30 protein-coding genes and 1 pseudogene are annotated in these 21770 nt (G+C 38.1%); 29 read left to right on the forward strand and 2 right to left on the reverse strand.

Annotation, left to right across the window (positions count from 1 at the left end):
• Nucleotides 1-91 precede the first annotated feature (91 nt).
• The 3 genes from I6L50_RS09330 (at nt 92) to I6L50_RS34750 (ending at nt 1765) form a co-directional block, all read left to right on the forward strand.
• Nucleotides 92-1291: an AimR family lysis-lysogeny pheromone receptor gene (locus tag I6L50_RS09330; RefSeq protein ID WP_307896963.1), complete on the forward strand. Its 1200-nt coding sequence runs from the start codon at nt 92-94 to the stop codon at nt 1289-1291.
• Nucleotides 1292-1330: 39 nt separating this feature from the next.
• Nucleotides 1331-1477, forward strand: coding sequence for a hypothetical protein (locus I6L50_RS09335; RefSeq protein WP_176524837.1), 147 nt, complete (start codon nt 1331-1333; stop codon nt 1475-1477).
• A 153-nt stretch (nt 1478-1630) separates the two neighbouring features.
• A complete protein-coding gene (locus tag I6L50_RS34750) occupies nt 1631-1765 on the forward strand; it encodes a hypothetical protein (RefSeq protein ID WP_255290028.1) in 135 nt (44 codons plus the stop codon).
• A gap of 41 nt (nt 1766-1806) precedes the next feature.
• Here I6L50_RS34750 and I6L50_RS09340 read toward each other — a convergent pair whose 3' ends face one another.
• Nucleotides 1807-2166 (reverse strand): helix-turn-helix domain-containing protein, encoded by a 360-nt coding sequence (locus I6L50_RS09340; RefSeq protein ID WP_023523421.1) that lies wholly within the window; start codon nt 2164-2166, stop codon nt 1807-1809.
• 160 nt (nt 2167-2326) lie between these two features.
• Between I6L50_RS09340 and I6L50_RS09345 the strand changes: the two genes are divergently transcribed.
• From I6L50_RS09345 to I6L50_RS09420, 16 genes are all read left to right on the forward strand, one after another.
• Nucleotides 2327-2530: a helix-turn-helix domain-containing protein gene (locus I6L50_RS09345; RefSeq protein WP_023523420.1), complete on the forward strand. Its 204-nt coding sequence runs from the start codon at nt 2327-2329 to the stop codon at nt 2528-2530.
• Between the two features lie 79 nt (nt 2531-2609).
• Nucleotides 2610-2798, forward strand: coding sequence for a helix-turn-helix transcriptional regulator (locus I6L50_RS09350; RefSeq protein WP_219301179.1), 189 nt, complete (start codon nt 2610-2612; stop codon nt 2796-2798).
• Nucleotides 2799-3000: 202 nt separating this feature from the next.
• On the forward strand, nt 3001-3303 hold the full coding sequence (locus I6L50_RS09355) for a hypothetical protein (RefSeq protein WP_219301180.1): 303 nt from the start codon (nt 3001-3003) through the stop codon (nt 3301-3303).
• Nucleotides 3304-3498: a hypothetical protein gene (locus tag I6L50_RS09360; protein WP_219301181.1), complete on the forward strand. Its 195-nt coding sequence runs from the start codon at nt 3304-3306 to the stop codon at nt 3496-3498.
• Nucleotides 3499-3576: 78 nt separating this feature from the next.
• Entirely contained in the window at nt 3577-4512 is a 936-nt protein-coding gene (locus tag I6L50_RS09365; protein ID WP_219300530.1) for a YqaJ viral recombinase family nuclease, read from the forward strand.
• Nucleotides 4513-4533: 21 nt separating this feature from the next.
• Nucleotides 4534-5331, forward strand: coding sequence for a recombination protein RecT (gene recT / locus I6L50_RS09370; RefSeq protein ID WP_219301182.1), 798 nt, complete (start codon nt 4534-4536; stop codon nt 5329-5331).
• A gap of 38 nt (nt 5332-5369) precedes the next feature.
• Nucleotides 5370-6242 carry a helix-turn-helix domain-containing protein gene (locus tag I6L50_RS09375; protein ID WP_307896964.1) on the forward strand — a complete coding sequence of 291 codons (873 nt, stop codon included), beginning with the start codon at nt 5370-5372 and terminating at the stop codon, nt 6240-6242.
• Nucleotides 6242-7543: a replicative DNA helicase gene (locus I6L50_RS09380; protein ID WP_219301183.1), complete on the forward strand. Its 1302-nt coding sequence runs from the start codon at nt 6242-6244 to the stop codon at nt 7541-7543. The genes I6L50_RS09375 and I6L50_RS09380 overlap by 1 nt, the downstream gene beginning before the upstream one ends.
• Nucleotides 7544-7547: 4 nt before the next feature.
• On the forward strand, nt 7548-7811 hold the full coding sequence (locus I6L50_RS09385) for a hypothetical protein (protein ID WP_219301184.1): 264 nt from the start codon (nt 7548-7550) through the stop codon (nt 7809-7811).
• 13 nt (nt 7812-7824) lie between these two features.
• Nucleotides 7825-8259, forward strand: coding sequence for a DUF1064 domain-containing protein (locus tag I6L50_RS09390; protein WP_219301307.1), 435 nt, complete (start codon nt 7825-7827; stop codon nt 8257-8259).
• 15 nt (nt 8260-8274) lie between these two features.
• Nucleotides 8275-8982, forward strand: a complete 708-nt coding sequence (locus I6L50_RS09395; protein ID WP_219301185.1) for a 2-methylcitrate dehydratase — start codon at nt 8275-8277, stop codon at nt 8980-8982.
• Nucleotides 8969-9691: a zinc-finger domain-containing protein gene (locus tag I6L50_RS09400; RefSeq protein ID WP_219301186.1), complete on the forward strand. Its 723-nt coding sequence runs from the start codon at nt 8969-8971 to the stop codon at nt 9689-9691. The genes I6L50_RS09395 and I6L50_RS09400 overlap by 14 nt, the downstream gene beginning before the upstream one ends.
• A 9-nt stretch (nt 9692-9700) precedes the next feature.
• Nucleotides 9701-10123 carry a hypothetical protein gene (locus I6L50_RS09405; RefSeq protein WP_219301187.1) on the forward strand — a complete coding sequence of 141 codons (423 nt, stop codon included), beginning with the start codon at nt 9701-9703 and terminating at the stop codon, nt 10121-10123.
• Nucleotides 10107-10838, forward strand: a complete 732-nt coding sequence (locus I6L50_RS09410; RefSeq protein WP_219301188.1) for a sigma-70 family RNA polymerase sigma factor — start codon at nt 10107-10109, stop codon at nt 10836-10838. Before I6L50_RS09405 ends, I6L50_RS09410 begins: the two co-directional genes overlap by 17 nt.
• 114 nt (nt 10839-10952) lie before the next feature.
• Entirely contained in the window at nt 10953-11756 is an 804-nt protein-coding gene (locus I6L50_RS09415) for a phage antirepressor KilAC domain-containing protein (RefSeq protein WP_219301189.1), read from the forward strand.
• A 523-nt stretch (nt 11757-12279) separates the two neighbouring features.
• Complete coding sequence (locus tag I6L50_RS09420) at nt 12280-12765, forward strand: hypothetical protein (protein ID WP_219301190.1); 486 nt, start codon at nt 12280-12282, stop codon at nt 12763-12765.
• Nucleotides 12766-12802: 37 nt separating this feature from the next.
• Here the strand turns inward: I6L50_RS09420 and I6L50_RS09425 are convergent, their stop codons facing one another.
• Nucleotides 12803-13345, reverse strand: a complete 543-nt coding sequence (locus I6L50_RS09425; RefSeq protein WP_219301191.1) for a tyrosine-type recombinase/integrase — start codon at nt 13343-13345, stop codon at nt 12803-12805.
• A 155-nt stretch (nt 13346-13500) separates the two neighbouring features.
• On the opposite strand from I6L50_RS09425, the gene I6L50_RS09430 reads away from it, so the two are divergent.
• The 10 genes and pseudogenes from I6L50_RS09430 (at nt 13501) to I6L50_RS09475 (ending at nt 21766) form a co-directional block, all read left to right on the forward strand.
• Complete coding sequence (locus I6L50_RS09430) at nt 13501-13875, forward strand: ArpU family phage packaging/lysis transcriptional regulator (protein WP_219301192.1); 375 nt, start codon at nt 13501-13503, stop codon at nt 13873-13875.
• A gap of 356 nt (nt 13876-14231) precedes the next feature.
• Nucleotides 14232-14492: a hypothetical protein gene (locus tag I6L50_RS09435; protein WP_219301193.1), complete on the forward strand. Its 261-nt coding sequence runs from the start codon at nt 14232-14234 to the stop codon at nt 14490-14492.
• 409 nt (nt 14493-14901) lie between these two features.
• Nucleotides 14902-15120, forward strand: a pseudogene (locus I6L50_RS35830) (hypothetical protein); the annotation flags it as partial.
• A gap of 598 nt (nt 15121-15718) precedes the next feature.
• Nucleotides 15719-16096, forward strand: a complete 378-nt coding sequence (locus tag I6L50_RS09445; RefSeq protein WP_219301194.1) for an HNH endonuclease — start codon at nt 15719-15721, stop codon at nt 16094-16096.
• A gap of 127 nt (nt 16097-16223) precedes the next feature.
• Nucleotides 16224-16727 carry a phage terminase small subunit P27 family gene (locus tag I6L50_RS09450; RefSeq protein WP_219301195.1) on the forward strand — a complete coding sequence of 168 codons (504 nt, stop codon included), beginning with the start codon at nt 16224-16226 and terminating at the stop codon, nt 16725-16727.
• A 1-nt stretch (nt 16728) separates the two neighbouring features.
• The gene (locus I6L50_RS09455) at nt 16729-18423 is read left to right on the forward strand and encodes a terminase large subunit (RefSeq protein ID WP_219301196.1); all 1695 of its coding nucleotides are present in this window, start codon (nt 16729-16731) and stop codon (nt 18421-18423) included.
• A 10-nt stretch (nt 18424-18433) separates the two neighbouring features.
• The gene (locus I6L50_RS09460) at nt 18434-18595 is read left to right on the forward strand and encodes a hypothetical protein (protein ID WP_219301197.1); all 162 of its coding nucleotides are present in this window, start codon (nt 18434-18436) and stop codon (nt 18593-18595) included.
• Between the two features lie 15 nt (nt 18596-18610).
• Complete coding sequence (locus tag I6L50_RS09465) at nt 18611-19861, forward strand: phage portal protein (protein WP_219301198.1); 1251 nt, start codon at nt 18611-18613, stop codon at nt 19859-19861.
• Nucleotides 19854-20555 carry a head maturation protease, ClpP-related gene (locus I6L50_RS09470; protein ID WP_374108346.1) on the forward strand — a complete coding sequence of 234 codons (702 nt, stop codon included), beginning with the start codon at nt 19854-19856 and terminating at the stop codon, nt 20553-20555. The genes I6L50_RS09465 and I6L50_RS09470 overlap by 8 nt, the downstream gene beginning before the upstream one ends.
• A gap of 38 nt (nt 20556-20593) precedes the next feature.
• On the forward strand, nt 20594-21766 hold the full coding sequence (locus tag I6L50_RS09475; RefSeq protein WP_219300101.1) for a phage major capsid protein: 1173 nt from the start codon (nt 20594-20596) through the stop codon (nt 21764-21766).
• Nucleotides 21767-21770: the final 4 nt, after the last annotated feature.

Below are 21770 nucleotides of genomic sequence, written 5' to 3' on the forward strand. Positions count from 1 at the left end.
GTTTTTCTTTAGATTAGCACATAGCCATCAATCGTAGAGTAGTTCAAAGTTGATAAACTTTAGGCTGTTGTTTTTAGAAAAGGGGGATTATTTGAAAACACTAGATGCTGGAACATATAAGCAGCAGGTCATGAATACAATTATAACCAAACTCAAAGATGATTTGTTTTCTGCCAAGATAACCAATCGGGAGTTAGCTTCTTTTCTAGATATTGCACCGAGTACATTGTCAAGTATTTTGAATGGAAAAACTGAAATAAGTTTTAATTTTTTGATTAATATTATTATTAAACTATATGGTAAGCCATTTGTGACATTGCAAAATGAGATTGTATCTAGCTATTTACTTTATGCAAAACCTGAAAACCAACGTGAAGCGTTAGAGTATGCTTCGTTTCGAAGAGAATTAGATGATATGAAGAAAATTGTGGAAAGGGAACAATTTTCGGCTACAGAAGTCAATCGAGAATGTGCTAAAATATATGATATTACGTACAAACATTTTAAAATTGTTAAGCAGTATGATCCTTATGATTTTAGTGATGAATTAGAAGAATATAAACATACGGTAAAATCAAATGAAGCAAAAATACTAATAGATATATTGCTATGTCAAGCGATGTATCAAATGAAAGATTATCAAAGGTTATACAAAAAAATTCAAAATATAGAGCCGAATGTAAAAAGTGAAAAAATACCGAATAAATTTATATGCAGTAGCTTTTTAGTAAGAATTAAGGAAATTATAATTGTAGTTTATATGATGCGAAATGAGATTGAAAAAGCACGCCAAACGTGTATGGACTTACTAGATATTTGTGAAAAAAATCCAAATTTACTCTTGCAAAAAGCTAATGTGTTTTATAATCTCGGTGAGTCGTTCTTGTTAGAGAACTATGTGGCATCTAAAAAATATTTAGAACAATCGCTCTTTATTTTAAATGGGGCTCATTTTAAAGAGGATAAAGATATTAAACGTAAGAAAAGGCGTATTGAAAGTACAATTATTTTCTTGAAAATCCATCATTATCGAGATATACATACGTTACCAGACGTTCTAGACTTAGATGACCAGGCATACCTAGAGTATAAAAAAGGAAATTTAGTTAAAGCTGAAGAATTGCTTATGAAGCTCGAGAGAAAAAATGGTTCTCTGAATGAGTTTTCGACCTTTTATTTAGGGCTAATTAGGAAAGATAGAAGATTAATCGAAAAATCATACATGATGTTTATTCAGAAACACAGTTATTTCTATGCGAACCTTCCTAAATGTTATTTGGAAAATATATAGGGAGATGTTAAAATTACAACACGGAAAGGAGAGGGGCTTTTGAAAAGAATTTTAATGGTGATACCAATAATAATGTTTTCATTTACATTGTTGTTTAATGAGAGTAAGGATAATAGCACACAACAAATAAAACAAATTTCAATAGAAAAACAGTATTATAGCGAACCAGGAGGCGGGGGTTTGTAAAATTAAATAGTTTAAACGTACGAAATGCGATTATCTCAAAAGATAATCGCATTTCGTACGTTTAAGGACAATTCGATTTTTCATGTAAAAAAATAAAAAACGAATCATTGTGAATTATTATCAATGTAAAACCAATAGATGGAGGGTATTTGAATGGACTATAAAAAAGAGATAGAAATATTAATAAATTTTGCTAAAGATGGTGTTGAACCAGCAATTCTCACGTTAAAAGAAATTGATAAACTTTTACTACAATGTGAAGGGGACAGAATCGCTAAAGGAAATTAAAAAACTGGTGGTTGTTAGCATTGTGCTATTAACCACCAGTTTTATTTATAGATTTCTAAATCTAATGCAGAAATGAGAGCTTTAATTTTTTTTATGGCGAAATCCTTTGTCTCATCATCGAATTTTTCAATTTTGTCAATATAATATTTTAAATCTAATTGAACTTCCGAAAGGGGGATTGCATCTGGTTGCTTATCGTTTGATAATCCCATTATATAATCTGATGAGATATTAGATATGTTAGCTATTTTCGATACAGTTTCTCTAGAGGGGGTCTTTTTTCCAGATTCTATATAAGAAATCATAGGTTTACTGATCTTTATGTGATCTGCAAACTGTTGTTGGCTGTAACCAAGCGAAAGACGAATCTCTTTAATTCTTTTCCCGATAATATTTTCCATCTGTATAGTTCTCCCTTATCACTCATTATATATAAAATATACCAAAAAGTTAACTAAGAGACAACATTAAAAATAAATAGAATAAATTTCATCTTCATCGTTGACGTGATGTTAACGAAGTTGTATGATTATTTTATCGAAATAAATTAGGGTGAGATGAATGATAAAATTTAATGCAAAGCAAGCAAAAAGTCTAAGGAATTCTTTTGGCTATACGCAGCAGTACGTAGCTAATTACTTGAATTGTACTAAGAGTGGTTATTGTTACATAGAACAAGGAAAAAGGCAACCAAGTGTAGAGAAGTTAGGGAAATTATCGCAACTATATAACATATCTACAGACGAGTTAATCCAAAAATGTTAACCTGAAGTTTTTATTATTTTTGCGCTTTTGTTAACCTGATGTTAATATAGGCGAAATTATTAAACAAGGAGCGATACCCATGCACAAAAATCTATACATCGCTAGAAAAGAGCAACGCATGACACAAGAGCAAGCAGCAAATTTGATTCATATTGCACCGAGAACATATTTTGCTAAAGAACACGGTAAAAGTGGCTTCACCCTAAAAGAAGCACAAAAACTAGCAAAATACTTTAAAACAACAGTGGACGAGCTGTTTGAGAAATAAAAAAGCCCTATAAAGGGCTTTCTGACACCAAATGGTTATGGGTAATAAGAATGGTGGTGTCAATGTAAACCAATAAAATACAGATTGATTGGGTGTCAAAGTATTTTATTAATTTGTAACATAACACGAATTAGTTATGAAGAACACTGGTAAATGTGTCCAAATGATTGCTATTGCATGTAAAGAAGAGAGGGAAACCAATATGACAAAATCAGTTTTAAAAAGGGACTTACAAAAGAAACAAATACTCGATGAATTCTTACAGCATTGCGAACAACAACAAGTTGATGCACTACAAAAAAAGAATCCCTATCAATTTTGTATCTGGATCAAAGAAGCCAGGTTAGCCCGAAGGGAATTGGCAGAGCTGTATCGTGTGAAAGAGAAGTATGACGAGGAACGTACGCACATAAAAGGAATTGTTCATCGTTTGAGAAGTGTAGGTGTGAATGTCGATGTTGTGGAGAGGGTGCATTATATTACGCTTTCTGAGGAGGTTAGTTGAATGCTAGAAAATCAAAGCGTTACAGGTAATCCGCACGATTCCTCTAGACAAGACTTCGAACACTATTGTAGTGATTGTGACGGTGAGTTGTATTTCGGCATGACGTATTACGAATTTGAAGGGAACCTTATTTGCGAGAAATGTAATGAGAAGCTTTTAGAGAGACATGGCACACGGTTTGTGGCAGGAGAATAAAAAAAGAACTCACGGGAATGAGTTCTCAATAAAATTTAAGGTGAAGTCAGTATACCACAGAAGGCGAGTGAAAGAAACATGCAGGCAAAGGTATTGGCAAATACATTACATATGGATCGTAAGGCTTGGTTAGAAGTACGTAAGCAAGGACTAGGTGGTTCAGATGTGGCAGCCATTGCTGGCTTAAGTAAATGGAAGTCGCAAGTACAGGTGTTTCTTGAGAAAACGCAAGCTATTGAACAAGAAGACATACAAAGTGAGTCTGCTTATTTTGGAAACGTGCTTGAAGAGGTGGTCGCACAGGAGTTTGCTAAACGTACGGGACTAAAGGTACAACGTCGAAATGCTATTTTGCAGCACTCAGAGTATCCTTGGATGCTTGCGAATGTGGACAGGCTCATTGTAGGAGAACGAGTGGGTCTTGAATGTAAAACAGCTTCAGAATATTTGAAAAAAGAATGGGAAGGTGAAGAAATACCGGTCGCTTATCTTCTTCAGTGTCAGCACTATATGGCTGTGACAGGCTATGAAGCATGGTGGATTGCCGTATTAATTGGTGGCAACAAATTCGTGTACAAAAAGATCGAACGGGATGGGGATATAATCCAGTATCTTATCAATATGGAACGGGACTTTTGGCGGAATCACGTCGAAAAGGACGAGCCACCTATGTTTGACGGTTCAGAGGCATCTACGCAGCTACTCAAGCAAATGTATCCAGAATCTATTGAGGATAGTTCTATCAGTCTAGGAAAGCAAGAAGAGCTACTTATTGAAGCGAGAGAGCAAGTAGAAAGAGAAATCAGCGTGTTAAAAGAACAAAAGGCAGAGTATGAGAACAAGTTGAAAGCGAAATTAGGTTCTCATGAGAAAGGGACAACAGAGAATTACACCATCAAATGGAAGTCCTATACAAGTAATCGTTTTGATAGCAAACGATTCAAAACAGAACATCCTGATTTACATAAAGAATATACAAACGAAACTATATCAAGAAAGTTTTCAGTGAAATAAAAAATAGGGAGTGGATTAGATATGGCTACAAATGAAAAGTTGAAAAATCAGTTAACAAATCGAAAAGAAAGTGCGCCAGTTACACCGGAACAAACAGTAGAAGCATACATGAAGAAAATGGCGCCAAGAATGGCAGAAGTATTACCTAAGCATATGGATATGAACCGTATGAGTCGCATTGCTTTAACAACAATTCGAACGAATCCAAAGCTTCTCGAATGTGCAGTTCCTTCTCTTATGGGGGCTGTGATGCAAGCCGTACAGCTAGGATTGGAACCAGGATTACTAGGACACTGTTACATCTTACCGTATAAGCGTGAAGCGACATTTATCATTGGGTATAAGGGGATGATTGACCTCGCAAGACGGTCTGGTCATATTCAAAGTATGTATGCCCATGCTGTACATGAAAATGACGAATTCGAATATGAGTTGGGGTTACATCCAAAATTGGAGCATAAGCCGTCACATGGGGATCGTGGTGCTTTCATCGGAGCATACGCAGTCGCACATTTTAAAGATGGCGGGTATCAAATGGAGTTTATGCCGAAAAGTGAAATTGAGAAACGCCGAAAACGTTCTGCATCCGCTAATTCTAGCTATAGCCCTTGGAGTAGCGACTATGAAGAAATGGCGAAGAAAACCGTGGTTCGGTACATGTTTAAATACTTACCGATTAGCATTGAAGTTCAGACACAAGCGCAGCAAGACGAAGTGGTGCGAAAAGATATTACGGAAGAACCAGAGTTTATCGAAGTGGAATTGGAAGAGCAAGAGGAACTACCTGTAGAACAAAAAGAGATTATATCAGAAAAATAATAGAGACAATTACATGGTATAGGAGTGGGGATGGAATCATGCTGAAAGATGAGAGAATACGCAGCTTTTTTATACTTGATAACGAAGTCGTAGATGATGAACGATTGACGCATAAAGAAATGGCGGTGTATATCACGCTTTGTCGACATGTCAACAAAGAAACGGGGGCATGCTTCCCCTCTTTATCCACAATTGGAAAGAAAGCCGGAATGTCCAAAAACACAGTCATTAAATCACTAAACATCCTAATTGAGATGGGCTATGTAACAAAAGAAAAGCGTGCATCCAAAGAACAAGGGAATATGTCAAATTGTTATTGCATCAACGATGTTCACCAGTTGAACCAGGGAGTTCAGGAAATGAATGGAGCTTGTTCAGGAGATGAACGAAGGCTTGTTCATGAGGTGAGCACGAACAATACTAATATTAACAATACTAAGTTAACAAGATATATACTGTCCGAAACGGAAGAAGAAACGCTATCTGAGAAAGCAATCGTCCAACAGCAAGAGGAGAAAGAAGCGTGTGAATCCATCTTCCGACACTGGAACGAAAAAGAGATTATCGAACACCGTGTACTGACGCAGAAGACCGTATCCAAAATCAAAGCGAGATTAAACACCTTCGGTGTAGAGGAGTTACAGCAAGCCATTGATCACTATCACACTGTGTTAACCAGACCAGAATATTTCTGGGAGTACAGATGGTCCCTGCAAGAGTTCTTACGGAGTGATGAAAACGTGGAGAAGTTCCTGAATACTGCGTACCTCAAGGGATTACGGAAAAAGGAGTTTCAGCATCAGTCGGATTTGCTTACTGCAAGAACGAATGGGTTATCACCTGCGAAAGGCATTGTGGAAAGCCAAGTGGATGTGGATGACATTTATGCAGCATTAGGAGATGGGGTCTGATGGAAAAGTATCAGCGATATGCAGAAAATGAGCTGTACGCACTTGGTTGCTTGATGAAAGACAATGCTCTATTCGAGGAATTGAGACTGACGGTGAAACACTTTATTCACGTACAGCATAACCAATTGTTTCAAGCCATGATGGAGCTTTGGCAAGAGGAGAAGCCGGTTAATGACATGAGTCTTTCCCAACTGAGCGAGAAGAGAATGAAGGCATTTGGCGGTGTAGGAAAAATATACGAGTGTCACCGTCAAGCGCCTACGTTACACAACTTTTCGTTCATCCAGCAAAAGATGATTGAATTTATGGCGGTAGAGGTCATGCTGTTTGATATCCAGGAATTTCAGCAGAGAACGGTGGATCGGCATGCTTTGAAAGACCTGAATGAGTTTGTGACAAAAGTGAACCAGATTCAAATCACGACTGTTCAGCCTCAGCCTTCGTTCCAGAACCAGTTGCAACAGCGAGTCGAGGAGCATAGCAACATGCAAGCGAGTGGGCTGAGCGGGGGACATACGGGTTATACCAACCTCAATCAGTTTACAGATGGTTGGCAAGCAACAGACCTGATTGTCGTGGCTGCAAGACCTTCTGTTGGGAAAACAGCGTTTACGCTAGACTCCATGAGAAAAGGAGCAAAAGCAGACCCGAAACAGTACATGGGCACATTCTTTAGTTGTGAAATGATTGCGTCGAAAGTGATTGATCGTTGGATTGCTGCCGAAGGTAGACTTCCCGTAAATGAACTCAGTAACCCGAATAAGTTCTTTGGCAACGATGACAAGAAGTGGATGAAGTATCAACAGGCGACAGGAGAGTTAGCGAACTTGCCTATCAACATTCGGGAAGAAAAGCACATTCATGAGGTTCGGGCGGTGATTTGGAAAACAGTCAAAGAACATCCGGAGAAAAAACATTTGTTTGTCATTGATCACTTAGGACATATCAAAACGGACGAGACATTTGCGAATAACCACTTGAAATTCACTCACATCATCAACGAACTGAAGGATATCCAAAAGACGGTGAAACAGCCCATTATCCTGATTGCACAATTAAATCGTGCGGTGGAAGGGAAAATGGATAAGCGTCCGAGCATGGCCGATATTCGGGAATCTGGTTCGATTGAAGAAGTAGCGGATGTCATTATTTTCCCGCATAGAGAGGCGTATTTTGACAAAGAGAAGCGGGAAACAGAGGAAATACACGAGACGGAACTCATTATCGCCAAAAATCGAAATGGGGCGGTCGGAACGCTGAAGTTGAATTTTGTGAAGCGGACGAATGAATTTGTGGAGTGAGGGCATGAAGGTCAGTGAATTACTAGAATACGCAACAGCCCATGGACTGGTAGGAATCGTTGCACTGATTGAATTGCTTGTGTTAGACAAACAGGCGGTGAAGTTTACAGAGGATGTCGCAAAACTGGATTATTATTTTCAAAATCGATTTCGGCTGGCAATGAAGGAGCATGTGGAAGCCTACATGAGCAAGAAGAATAGGCGAGTGATGACAGAAGGGGAATGGAGTAGTTGGATGGAACGAGTGGATGACAGATATTTTGAGTGAGTGGTGAGCGAAACTGAGTAAATACAACAACAAAAAAGTGAACCTCGATGGTTACGTATTCGATTCAAAAGCGGAAGCACATTATTACGAAGACTTGAAAATTCGTTATGCAAGAGGGGAAATACAAGGATTTGAAAGGCAGCCAGTATTTCATTTGCAACCGGCATTTAAGAAACAGGACAAGAGCTTTCAGGCCATTACATACATAGCGGACTTCTTGGTGTACTTGCCAAATGGTGAGGTAGAGGTCATAGACATAAAAGGTATGATTACCGAAACATTTAACGTAAAACGAAAGTTATTTGAATATAAATACCCGCACTTACAGCTGATTTTGCTGAAGCATGTGAAGAAATACGGTGGGTTTATCAGGTTGGATGAGTACAACAAGTTGCAACGAGCGGAGAAGAAAGCCAAAAACAGAATAAAGCAGAATAAAGCAGAATAAAGGGAGCGGATCATAATGGCATATATCGAATTCAAACCAGTGTTGAAGAAAGTAAACTTAAAACCAGATGGGAAGAAAGAAATCGTGTTAGAAGTAACTGATTCTTCGTTGCAAGGGAAACTAGACTCACTGTCTGACATGATTGATGCGAAGGTGTTTGTGTCACTTGAATCCATGCAAGTCAACTTCAATGTCACCATTAATGCGAAAACAAATGAACCTGTTACGCAGTACGAAGTTGATGAGAAAGGGATGGTACAAGAAGTAAAGTCAACATTCGAGCAAATGGAAGCTGATTTAGATATACCAAAAGAAAAGATGCAGACTCGTGAAGAAAAAGAACAAGCAGACCGTGAGGTTATTGATGCCTTTATCATTAGTGGTTTAGCACCAAATTTTGAGGGAATGCCAAATAAACTTCCGGAGATTGTAAAGCGTCGTCTGGAGGGTGAATCGTACTTGAAAATGGCAAATGAGCTGAATATGTCTTCTGGTCAAATTATCGAGACAATCGATGAATATCGTAAGCGTGTCGCGCCATTAGCAATCAAGTGGAATGAGTGGAAAGAACGGCAGCTAGAACCAACAGAGGAGACAAAGGGGGAAGAGAAACCGGAGGAAGCCCTTGGGGTGCAACAAGAAGGAAATCAGGAAACGGAGAATCAAGTCTCGGAAGATCTTGACATAACGGATAAGGACAAGCCTTTCGATGAAGCTGAATAAGAAATCCATTCGGATTCAAATATTAAATCTGCAAGATGAACACTGCGCAGGGTGTCAAAAAGTGCCGGTATACAGGAAGTCAGGGAATCGTAAGACTTCCTGGTGCGCGGATAACTGTAGGGTTGGGAAGCAAATCAAACAATTAGGCGACAACTTACTGGAAGGGAGAAATGAGACGATGGCAGAGCAGATGGCGGAAGAGAGAAATTGGGATGTATTATGTGAGAAGGCGGAGAAATTACGGGAACAGAAATTATCTTGGGCAAAAATTGCAGAGCGTCTAGGTGTGAGTGAAAGTACGCTGTATCATAACGTCGCAAAACGACGAGAGAAAAAAGAGGGCGTTAGGAAGCGCGCTAAGAGATTAGGAACGAAAAAGAGTATAAAACCATTGGTTGAGGGTACAAAAGTAGTCGGAAAGAAAAATGAACGTTCTGAAGAGGAAGATAATGGAATGCGTCAAACGGAATTAAAAGCAGAACTTGAAAAGTTAAAAAAACAATCTCAAAATCGTGAGGAAGAATATACAACGTTGCTTAATGAACGCAACCAGTTAAGCGAAAAGAAATGGGAACTGGAAGCTGAATTACGTAAAGTACAAATCAGAATCGGTGCGGCGGAAGAAACAGCAGAAAGGGAACGGAAACATCGCTTGGAATTACAAGCAAGGGCACAAGCATTAGGAATCGCATTAAAAGCAGTATTGTAGGTGTTTCGCATGAAACTTACTAAAGAAGAACGCATCCGACTCACCTATCAAATTGGAGATATTATCGAACAGAAATGTAGACGGTGTTATTATAATCGCTCGGATGATGCGAGTTTCAGTATCAACATTTGCGCAAATTGCCCGACTGGTCAAGCATTACGCCAGTTGGGTAGATATTTTGATACAGAGCCGAGGATTTGTGGAGGGAATCCTGGAAATATGCCGGATGGATTGACACCAGCACGTGTAAGAGAACTCAATGACCAGGGGATTCCAGATAAAGAAATGAGTATCATGTTTGAGCGAAGTCCATCCTACGTTGGGAAAGTGAAAAATAGATGGAGAAAGCAAGGGTTATGGCAAGGGCCGAATCAGGTGCCGAAGAAGTCAAGTAAGCGGAAAAGGAGAAACAGGCATGATGAAAGTAATTGAAGATGTGAGAGCGATGTCAGATGAGGAATTTATGAGTAAGTATGAAGATTTGGTACATCACTTTATCTGGAAGAGATATAAGAGCATGTTAGAAATAGTTAAAGTGAATACAGGTTTGGAGATGGAGGATTTAGTGCAGTACGGGATGATTGGTCTCATAAAAGCGAGAAGGGATTTTAATCACGAGCTCGGTTATCAGTTCTCTACGTACGCGATACCAAAAATTCATGGAGAAGTTGGAAAGTTTATTATGAATAGTCACAAGATAAAGGTACCAAGAGACTTGTATGTACTAAGAGGGAAAATGATGAGGCAAGGACTGATGGAGGAAGATGGAGAGACGATTTGTAAACAACTGGGCGTGCCTCTTCCAGATGTGAACGAGGCATTGCAATATCACCCCAATACAAAGTCTTTACAGGATGTCATGTATACATCAGGGAGTGGTGGTAAGGAAGAAATTCTGTTAGAAGATATGCTGGAAGATACACAAATACATGAGGTGGGAGAAGTGGAGAATCATATGGTCCTTCAATCATTTTACCAAATACTGGAGTACCCAGAATTGATCGTGTGGGATATGCATTCGAAACATAAAACGCAGCAAGAAATTGGGAATAGAGTGGGGAGATGTCAGGTGCAAGTCGGTAGAATATTGAAACGAATTCAGAAAAGAGCGAATGAGTTTGGGAAAGAGCAGGGATTAGCGACATGAATATGACTGGGTGAATCGTTCGGCGGTTATTTTAAATTAGGTACCTTTGTAAAAAAATAAAGGATACATGAAGATCGTTTCATTCAAAAATTGTATAGAAAAGGGGAATTAAAAATGACGCAAATGCAAACATTTTCACATAACATGTTCGGAAATTTAGAGGTTTTTATCAAGGATGGAAAAGAGTATTTTCCTGCGACAAATGTTGCGAAGGTATTAGGATACACGAATCCCACAAAAGCGGTGAGAGATCATTGTAAAGAGGACGGGGTAACGTTTCGTTCGGTGGTTATTCCAGAGAAAAATCAAATGGTTGAAAAGAAATTTATCAACGAACCCAACCTATACCGTCTGATTGCTAGATCCAAGCTCCCACAAGCAGAACAATTTGAAAAATGGGTATTCGAAGAAGTGCTCCCAAGCATTCGAAAACACGGGGCTTACATGACACCGCCTACGATAAACGCCTTACTACAAGATCCAGATTTACTCATTGGTCTCGCGTCGCAACTCAAACACGAACAACAAGCAAGACAAATGGCAGAACAAAAGAATCTCATGTTAACACAACAAGTCGCAGAAAATGCATCTAAGATTACATACCTCGATCAAATTCTTCAATCAAAAAATACGGTAACCGTCTCGCAAATTGCAGCCGATTATGGATTGTCAGCAGTACGATTAAATAAAATCTTAAAAGATGAAAAAGTACAGTACAAAGTAAACAATCAATGGCTCCTGTATGCGAAACATCAAAATAAAGGATATACAAAATCACAAACAATTGATGTCACGCATTCGAATGGTAGTAAATCTGTAAAAATGAATACGCGCTGGACTCAAAAGGGTAGATTGTTTATCCATGACATGTTAACGAAACGTGGAATTATTCCTGAAATGGATAAGGAGGCAGTTTGAATTTTGTCTTTGAAAAAGAGACCTCATAAAATAGGGTAAATTTACGTTTGAATCTTTTTTGAATGTCATAGGTATGGGACGAGTAATAATGTGTTAAAAAGAAGAGTAGGTAGCTTAAATTAGAAATAGAGATTTGAAACAAAAAATAACAAAGCAGCTAGCAAAAGCTAACTGCTCATTCGATGAAAGATATGCCGATAAGTCCAGTTTCACCTTTCGACATTACAGGCTATATATTAAGCCTATAGATAGTATGTATCAACTTCTTCTTTTTATACACAAAAGAAAACGAGCACTTGTGCCAGAGTGCTTGTTTGTGAGAATTTGAATCATTATTGTTATGTGTGTGTTATGAAAAAGTAATGATTCGAAAAGTAAGGACGTAACATAATCTATGTAATTTTGAGGGATTATGATTAAAAAAGGAATAAATAGGATGCCTGCTACAAAAAGGTTAAAACTGGTGATAGTAAGGAACCGTACAGGTGTTATAAAATGGTGAAAAGTCAGCGAGGTGTACAGCATGAAGGAGAAGGAAAAGCAAAATCGCATTCGTATTCTAGATATACAGGACCAACATTGTCAAATGTGTGACTATCAAATGAAGCCATTGAAAGAATGTATGCAGCATTGTGCAATCGGGTTGGAACTGAAAGAATTAGCAAGAGAATTATTTACAGAGAATGGGGGGCGAAAGCCTAGAGCAGAGTGGGATGAAATTTGTAGACAAGCTGCCCAGCTATATGAGCAGGGATTTGGGACCACCATGATAACCAAAAAGCTTGGTTGTCCAAGTAGTACTTTGCGTGAGCAATTGAAAAAAAGAGGGATGTGGAAAGGAAAAACGCAGGCTGAGATACAAGAACAAAGTCGGAAAAAATGGGAAGAATGGTGTCAACAAGCACTAAAATTCAGAGAGCAGGGGTGTAGTTATCCAAAAATAGCGCAATATTTGGGCGTACCGGCATCAAACTTACGTGATCAAATGAGTAAGAAAGGATTCCGTTGATAGTGGATGATAATCAAGAAATAACAGCTAGGAAGAATTAGCTGTTATTTCGCGTGAGACCGATATATTTTAAAGTTGTTGCGGAGCTACTATGCTCAAAGAAGTGTTGTAATAATGCGATATCCACACCAGATTTGTATGCGTGATATCCCCAAGTTTTTTGAAGCGTATGCGAGCTGATTCCCTCTAATCCAGCTGCTCTTGCAGCTCGATCTAACACATACCATGCATGTTGTCTGGTAATGGTTTTTAGCCCTTTTTGCGATTTGAATAAGGGCTCCTCGTATGTCCAATCTTTACGCTCACATATATACTGTTTGATTGCAAGGTGTAAGGTTTCGTTTACAGTGAACCATTTATGTATCTTTATTTGTTCGTTATAAAATAAGATGGAATGTCGAATATGTCTGTTTTTATCCAGTACATCCCCAACTTGTAATTGTAAGAGTTCACTTACTTTTAAGCAAGAATGGATGGCGAATAAGAATAGCATCGCATCGCGTTTTGAGGATTGTAAAAGGATCTGTTGGATCGCTTCTATTTGTTTCTCGTTTTGTATAGGTCGTCCGACTTGTTTCATTTTAGATACGCTCCTTTTCTATACATAAAGGATTTATTTGTTGCGTATGGAAAAGAAAATATGGGTTAATCGATCATATGAAATCGAAAGAAGACGGTGTAAGAGTTCAGTAACAGTATGAACAGGATTTGGATTTTTATTCGGGAGGGTAACGCATGAATCAATTATCTTTTTTTACCTATATAGATGAGAAAGAAATACGCTCTTTTGTGATAGAAGAATTGAAGAAGTATAAGGTGTTACGCGTTCGTTTTCAGAATCAGCGAGAACGGAGGGAGATAGGTGTAGAACTCTTATTTCCGGAAGTACGAAAAATAGATATCCATGAACTGAAGTATGGACAATTGCATCGTGCGTTTGAACACGCGCTAGATTGGGAAGAACAACGAATATTGGAAATGAAGTATATGAGTGCGACAGAGTTAAACGATGATTATATTTATACAGTATTAGGGATGAAGAGAGGCAAGTTTTATCGGAAACGAAAGTCAGGGATTTTGAATTTCGCGACTGCATTAGAAATGATTTGAAAAATAATGGAACTTTTGGGGCACTGTTTGAGGCACTAAATCGGGTACCTTTTTGTTTTGAAAATAAATGTACGATATTCCTATAGTGAATTGTTCTTTGAAAAGAGCATAGCTTGTGGGGATAGCGTTACCCCGTTATCAAAACGTGACTCGGTTAGGATAAACGGGGGATATAGAAAGCGTGGTAGAATGAAAAATCAATGGGAGTATGTCCCGTTCATATACCAAGTTGGCTGTTTTTGTATTGCGGAACGGTCAACTTGTTTTGTTTAGAAATAGTGGCCGTATATATTTTCGATTATCACAAGGAATTATATGTAGGATGTCGAAAAGGAAGATAAGAGGAGGGGGGGAAAATGAGTCCGTATTCTAAAATTATTGTATCTAGCGGAAATACATATATGACGCCATTTGATTTGCAACATTTGATTGAAAAAATGACGAGTGGTAACGATGGTAAAATTTGTGATAAGTTTATTCAAATTGTAATCATAGATACAAAAGCAGGAGAGGAAAAACAAGTCGTGTTAAATCCGCAGCAAATTGTGGTGATGGAAGAAGCGAAATTTAAAAGGGCGCCTCATGTTCCAGCGGTGTTTAAATATGAGAATCAGTAGTGATGAGGTGCAAGGGGGAAGAATCGTTAGGGATTTGTCATATATTCCTTTTTTGTTTGCAAGTATACATTGAAAAGAGAAAAGCATCCATAGCGGGTGCTTTTCTAATTTTATGAGGAGGCGAAAAGAGATGTTTTTCAAAAGAAAGAAAAAGAAGGAACAGAATAAGAAAGTTACGCCAGAACGTGTAAACAGAAATAGCGATTGTACAACAAATGATTGGTTGATTCACAAGACGACACCAAGTGCAATCAACTCCAGTTCGGATTATGGAAACGATGATAGTGGTAGTTATTCATCCCCCTGTTCATCCCCCTGTTCGTCGCACTCATCGTTTGATGCAGGAGGTTCATTTGATAGTTCGTCCAGTTGTGATTAAGTAGCTGATTAAAAAAGGAGGATTCACAAAATGGTCAATAACAAATTAACTATCAAAGTAACGGCTGATACATCAGAAGTATTAAAACAAATGAAGGAAGTGACAGAATCTGCCAATGAATGTGTGGGTGCATGGGAGAAGTTGGAAAAGGTTATGGGGAAGTTTAGGAATCAAAGTAATACAGGTGTATTACATATCAAAGTTCCTATTCTTCTGAATGGCAAAGCAATTACTCGATCAGTTCATGAACCAATCCATGATATGGAAATGAACCCTGAAATACAAAGTAAGATTGATAAGTTAGGTTTACTTCTTGTAGATGATTTCATATATAACAAATATTGTGTGCCGTTTGAAAAAAAGAAAGGCGATAAAAAACACGAGAAATATTATAAGTGGTATGGTCGAACACCTATGTTTTTTACAGAGAAATATCTGATGGAATTTACAATAGAAGAACTGTTACAGAAGGATAAAAGTAACCATGAAATGTTTTGTCCGTCTTATTTCGAAAAAAATAAAATAGCAAGGAAGAAAGTGGAACGGATTCAAAAGAAAATAGAAGAAGTTTTGCTAAGTATGAATGAAGCAAGAATATTACAAGGATTAGAACCTATTGAATTAGATCCATGCAACCAGTTTTTTAAGAAGCTAGAGGAGAAGAAAAAGGAAATAAAGGGTTATAAAGAAACGATTAGACATTTACCAGGACTTAGTCGAGTTATCGAAGCTTTAGAGAAATTAAATAAAGAATATACCATCACAAAGCGTACAGAGATATATGGTAAGAATGACAAACATCCACGTATCGAGAGTGCTTGGGATGTAGAAGAGAAGATTTAATAGCGTGCCAAGTAAACCATTCAAGCCATGTCAGTCGATAGGTTGTAATGAACTAACACGGGATAAGTATTGTAGCAAGCATCAAGATAAAGTACAGGAGAACACAAGATACTATGACAAATACATACGGAACAAAAGCTCACGTTCATTCTACAACTCAAGACTGTGGAAGGATATGCGTGAGCTTATGTATCGTAGAGATCATGGCTTATGTGTTCCATGTAGAAGCAAGGACATCATTCAGATAGGTGATGTAGTCGATCATATCATTCCTATTCGTGTGGATTGGTCGAAACGATTAGAACCGACTAATTTACAAACACTCTGTCATGCTTGTCACAACAAGAAAACAAAAGAAGATGAGAAGGTCTACAAGCGTTGATGTGGAGAAGAGATACGGAAGGATCCCCCCACCTTCGAGGGGGGCCAGGGGGCCTCCTGAGACCGGTGACAAGCTTTCCGTGTGAAAATTTCGTTTTATTCTATAAAAGGGGGCTCGGCTGAAGGAGGTGGTTCTCATAGGAAGGAAAGCGAAGCCGATTCATTTGCATTTATTAGAAGGCAATGCAAATCGATTGACAAAAGACGAAATTGAACAGCGATTAAAAACCGAAAAACAGTTACAAGCAAAAAAGGATAAAGTAAAACCACCCACATGGTTAGATTCAGCTGCTAAGAGAGAGTTCAAACGAATTGCAGCTGAATTATTAGAGTTGGATGTCATTACAAACATAGATGTAAATGCACTAGCAACGTATTGTGATGCTTATTCTGACTATGTTGGATGCACCAAAATCATCCAAGAAGAAGGTTTGCTTGTGGAATACACCAACAAGGCGGCCGAAACCAACAAAGTTCCCCATCCACTACTAACAAAGAAAAAGCAATTGCATGAACAAATGAAGGCGATAGGTGTAGATTTCGGATTTACTCCAAACGCAAGGGCGAGAATTGTGATGCCGCGTGCGAAAAAAGGGGCGCAAACAACTGTAGAAAAGGAGTTTGGCGTATAACATGATCAGACAATGGATGCTAGATTATTGTGATGATGTACTGAGTGGTGAGGTCATTGCTTGTCAGAAGCATAAACAAGCTTGTGAACGATTTGTAAGGGACATTGAGCGTGAAGGATCTGAAGATTTTCCATATGTTTTTAAGGAAGAAAAAGCAATTCGTTTCCTAAAGTGGATGTCTCTTTTTAAGCATACAAAAGGAAAGTTAGCAGGTCAGAGAATGGAACCACATTCGATACAAATTTTTGTGTTTAGCAATATTTATGGATGGGTTCATCGCAATACTGGATTAAGGCGATTTAAAAAAGCTTATTGGCAAGTAGGTCGCAAAAATGCAAAGTCACAATCTTTAGCGTGCGTCGGTTCATATGAAGCAATGGCCTTTGGTGAGAATATGTCTGAAGTATATGTTGGTGCCACAAAAACAGAGCAAAGTAAGATTGTTTGGAACGAAATTAAGGCCCAAATGAATGGGTGTGACGATCTAAAAGATAAATTTAATATTGCTTATGGGAAAATTGAGCACTTAAAGACAAATTCTTTTATTTCCGCACTTTCAAAAGATGCTGGGAAATCTGGTGATGGATTGAATGTTCAGTGCGGTATTATCGATGAATACCATGCACATCCTACTTCTGAAATATATGATGTTCTTGTATCTGGTTCGGGAGCTCGTCCTAATCCATTAATGATGATTATTACGACAGCAGGATTTAATTTGAGTAACCCTTGCTATCGTGTGGAATATCAATATGTTTCTAAGATTCTAGATTCAAATATTGATATTGAAAATGAAGAATACTTTGTAATGGTCAATGAATTAGATAAGGATGATGAAATTACAAACCAAAATGTATGGGAGAAGGCAAATCCTATTTTATGTAGTTATGAAGAAGGGTGCTCTTTTTTAAAAGGAGAGTTACAATCAGCATTAGATGTGCCAGAGAAAATGCGGAATTTCCTTACTAAAAATATGAATCGATGGGTTGATATGAAGGAAAACGGCTACATGGATATGAAAAAGTGGAAAGATTGCGATGGAACTGTTGAATTATCTGAATTAAAAGGTTTGGAATGTACAGTAGGAGTCGACTTATCAGCCAAAATTGACTTAACGAGCATTTCATTTGAGTTCAAGAAGGATGATAAGTATATTGTTTTAAGTCATAGCTTTATGCCGGAAGATACGTTAGCTGAAAAGAGACAAACGGATAAAGTTCCTTATGATCTGTGGGTACAACAAAATTGGATCACGACAACGCCTGGTGCAGTAGTTGATTATGAATTTATTAAAACACATATTAGAAACATGGAGAAAGAGAATAAGTTCAAAATTAAAGAAATATGTGCTGATCCATGGAATGCAACACAGTTTATGCAAGATATGGAAGCTGAAGGATATACGATGATAGAGATACGCCAAGGAATGGCGACTTTATCAGGTCCTACAAAAGATTTTAGAGAACAAGTGTATCTAAAGAAAGTTATCCACAATAACAACCCTGTATTAAATTGGGCAACTAGTAATGCTATAACGAGGCAGGATGCTAATGAAAACATTATGTTGGACAAGTCAAAAGCAACAGAAAGAATTGATCCGATTGCGGCTGTCATCAACTCACACGTTCGTTGTATCCTCAATTCTGGTGAGATGGACTTAAATTCCTATATTTTAAGTCAAGATTTCTCGTTTTAGGAGGAATGACATGCGCTTTTTATTATTTTTTATCAGTATTTTAGAAGATATTCTATTGATTTCGGGGTTGTCCATTATTGTTGGGACGACTTTTTTTATTCATCCAATTTACGGATGGTATCTGCTGGGAATCATTCTTACGCTGATTGGGGTGGTGATCGCGAGGAAATAGAGGGGAGGTGAAAATATGATATTCCGGAATTTGTTTCGCAATCAGGATACGACCGATCTAAGAAATCCAGTACCTTGGTTTCGGAGTTTATTTAGTTATGAAGCAACGAGCGGAGAACGGGTTACCGTAGAATCTTCGTTAGGTGTACCAACGGTATACCGGTGCGTGAACATTTTAGCGAATAGTGTTGCGATGCTTCCGTTTCAAACGTTTAAAAAGACAGCGAAGGGAAGAGAACGGGATAAGGCGCATCAAGTCTCATTTGTGCTGGAAAGGCGTCCGAATCCGTACCAAAGTCCGTTTAAATTTAAACATTTAATTGAAACGCATCGGAACACGTGGGGCAATGCGTATATCAACATCCACTGGGGAGTGGATGGAAGACCAAAAGAATTGTGGGTGTTGAATCCAGCTGTCACAAACCCCGTTATCGATGTAAAAACAAATCAACTGTGGTATTTCACGAGTTTACCAGATGGGACACCTGTGAAACTAGCAGCTGATGATGTCATTCATCTCACGACATTATCGACTGATGGTCTGAAGGGGAAACCACCGATTCAAGTCGCAAGAGAATCGATTGGAAGCTCACAGGCAGCGCAAAAGTTCAAGGGGAAATTCTATAGGAAAGGTGCGACCCATAGTGGGTTGCTAAAAACAGCGCAACCCCTGAATAAAGAGGCAAAAGACAAGCTTCGTGAGGCATGGGAAGAAGCCAATACAGGTCTGAGTAATGCGCAGCGTATTGCGATATTAGATGCAGGTCTCGAATTTGAAAAAGTGGGTATGCCGTTAAAAGATGCCCAGTTTATTGAAGGAATGAAGTTTGATAAAGGTGAAATCGCAAATATTTTTAACATTCCCTTGCACATGATTAATGAATTAGATCGTGCGACATTCTCCAATATTGAACAACAAGCACTGGATTTTATTCAAAATACACTCAGCCCGATTCTCATTCAGTATGAAGAGGAATTTTCTTATAAAGTCTTTTCTTTTGGTGAACAAAAACGATATTATCTCAAGTTTAACTTAACCAGTCTTTTACGAGCGGACCAGAAATCTAGAGCGGAGTTCTATAACATTATGTTAGACCGTGGTGTGTTCTCGATTAATAAGGTATTAGAACTAGAGGATATGGACGGGATTGGGGAACACGGAGATAAGAATCGCGTGGATTTAAACCATGTATCCATTGAAATTGCAGATGAATATCAGTTAGCGAAAGCGGGAGCGCCTATGGGGGGAGGTGAAGAGGATGCATAATGTGTTTACCGTCAAAAATCAAACAGATTCTTCGGCAGATTTGTATATTTACGGTGATATTATCAATAATACAGCTTGGAAATGGGACGATTCGGATGTGATGCCGGATGATGTGAAAAACATGTTAGGACAACTGGATGATAAAAGTAACCTGAATATCTATGTAAATAGTGGTGGTGGTTCTGTATTTGCTGGTTTAGCTATTTATAATATGCTAAAGCGAAATAAGGCACAAAAAACTGTTTATGTAGATGGAGTCGCAGCTTCTATTGCTTCTGTTATTGCTTTAGCGGGTGACCGTGTTGTGATTCCTTCGAATGCTTTTCTAATGATTCATAAACCGTGGGCATACACGGCAGGGAATGCCAATGATTTTCGAAAGATGGCAGAGGATTTGGATCACATTGAATCTGGCATTTTGAATGTCTACAAAGAAAATCTGAAAGATGGTATTGGAATAGAAGAGATTCAGCAGTTAGTAGATGCGGAGACTTGGTTAAGTGGGGAAGAAGCTGAAAAATACTTCAATATTGAGGTTGTGGAAGCAAAAGACGTTGCAGCATGTACCAGTAATTACTTTGATAAATATCAAAAAACACCAAATAAGATTGTAGCAAAAACGCCTTCTATTCCAAAGAAGAACAATAATGAACAATTAAAAATTCAAAATGCACTAGACCTGTTAGAACTATAGGTCTGTTTTTTTGTGCCAATATGAGGAGGAAATACGGAATGGATAAACGTGAACAAGAATTACGTCAAAAAGTTGCTGACTTAAAAGCGAAAGCGGAAGAATGTAATAACAGCGGTAAATATGAAGAGGCAAAGGTAAAAATTGTGGAAGCGAAAAACGCGAAAAATGAATTAGATAATTATCTTGCGATGAATCAAATCCAAGTTTCAGACCCTGTCAATTCACAAACAGGAGTATTACCTCCAGCATCAGTTCAAAATGAAGATACATCGTATAAAGAAGTATTTATGAAAGCTATACGTGGTCAAAATTTAAGTCATGAAGAAGCAAGCGTTATGCAGGAATACAAAGCATCATTATCTGAAAATAAAGGAGAAGATGGCGGTTACATTGTTCCGGAAGATATCACGACTACAATTAATCAGCTCAAACAAACGGTGGATAGCTTAGAACAATATGTAAATGTACAGGCGGTTTCAACAAATAAAGGTGCGTGTACATTAGAAAAACGTGCAATGTCTACACCATTTGCGCCATTATCAGAATACGGAAAACCAAATGCAATGCAAGAAATTACTTCTCCACAATTTGAGCGTTTACCGTATGCAATTGAAGATTATGCGGGGTTCTTACCTGTTCCCAATGATTTATTAAGCGATACAGATCAAGCTTTAGAAGCTTACTTACGTCAGTGGATTGCGAAGAAATCGATTGCGACTCGAAATTATTTAATTTTACAAGAAGTGAATAAGCTGGCAAAGGTCGATTTAAAAGATTATAACGGCCTTAAAACGACATTAAACGTAACGTTAGATCAAGCTTTTGCATCAGCAGCAAATATCTTTACAAACCAAGATGGGTTGAATTACTTAGATCAGTTGGAAGATAAAAATGGACGCCCACTACTTCAACCAGATCCAACAAACCCAACTCGTAAGCTGTTCGCTGGTAAGCCCGTTATTGTGTTGTCTAATAAAACAATTGCTACAGATAAAGATGGAAAAGCACCTTTCATTGTTGGTGACTTAAAAGAAGCAGTTATTCTTTGGGATAGAAAACAATTATCTATCGATATGACGAAAGAAGGCGGAAATGCTTGGAGAACAAACACGTCTGAATTTCGAGCAATTGAGCGTGAAGACGTTACATTATGGGATGCAGAAGCAGTTGTGTATGGGCAAATTACGGTTACGCCTAAAACAGGTGCTTAATCAG

This window comes from Bacillus sp. FDAARGOS_1420 (assembly GCF_019344915.1).
Lineage (GTDB): Bacteria > Bacillota > Bacilli > Bacillales > Bacillaceae_G > Bacillus_A > Bacillus_A mycoides.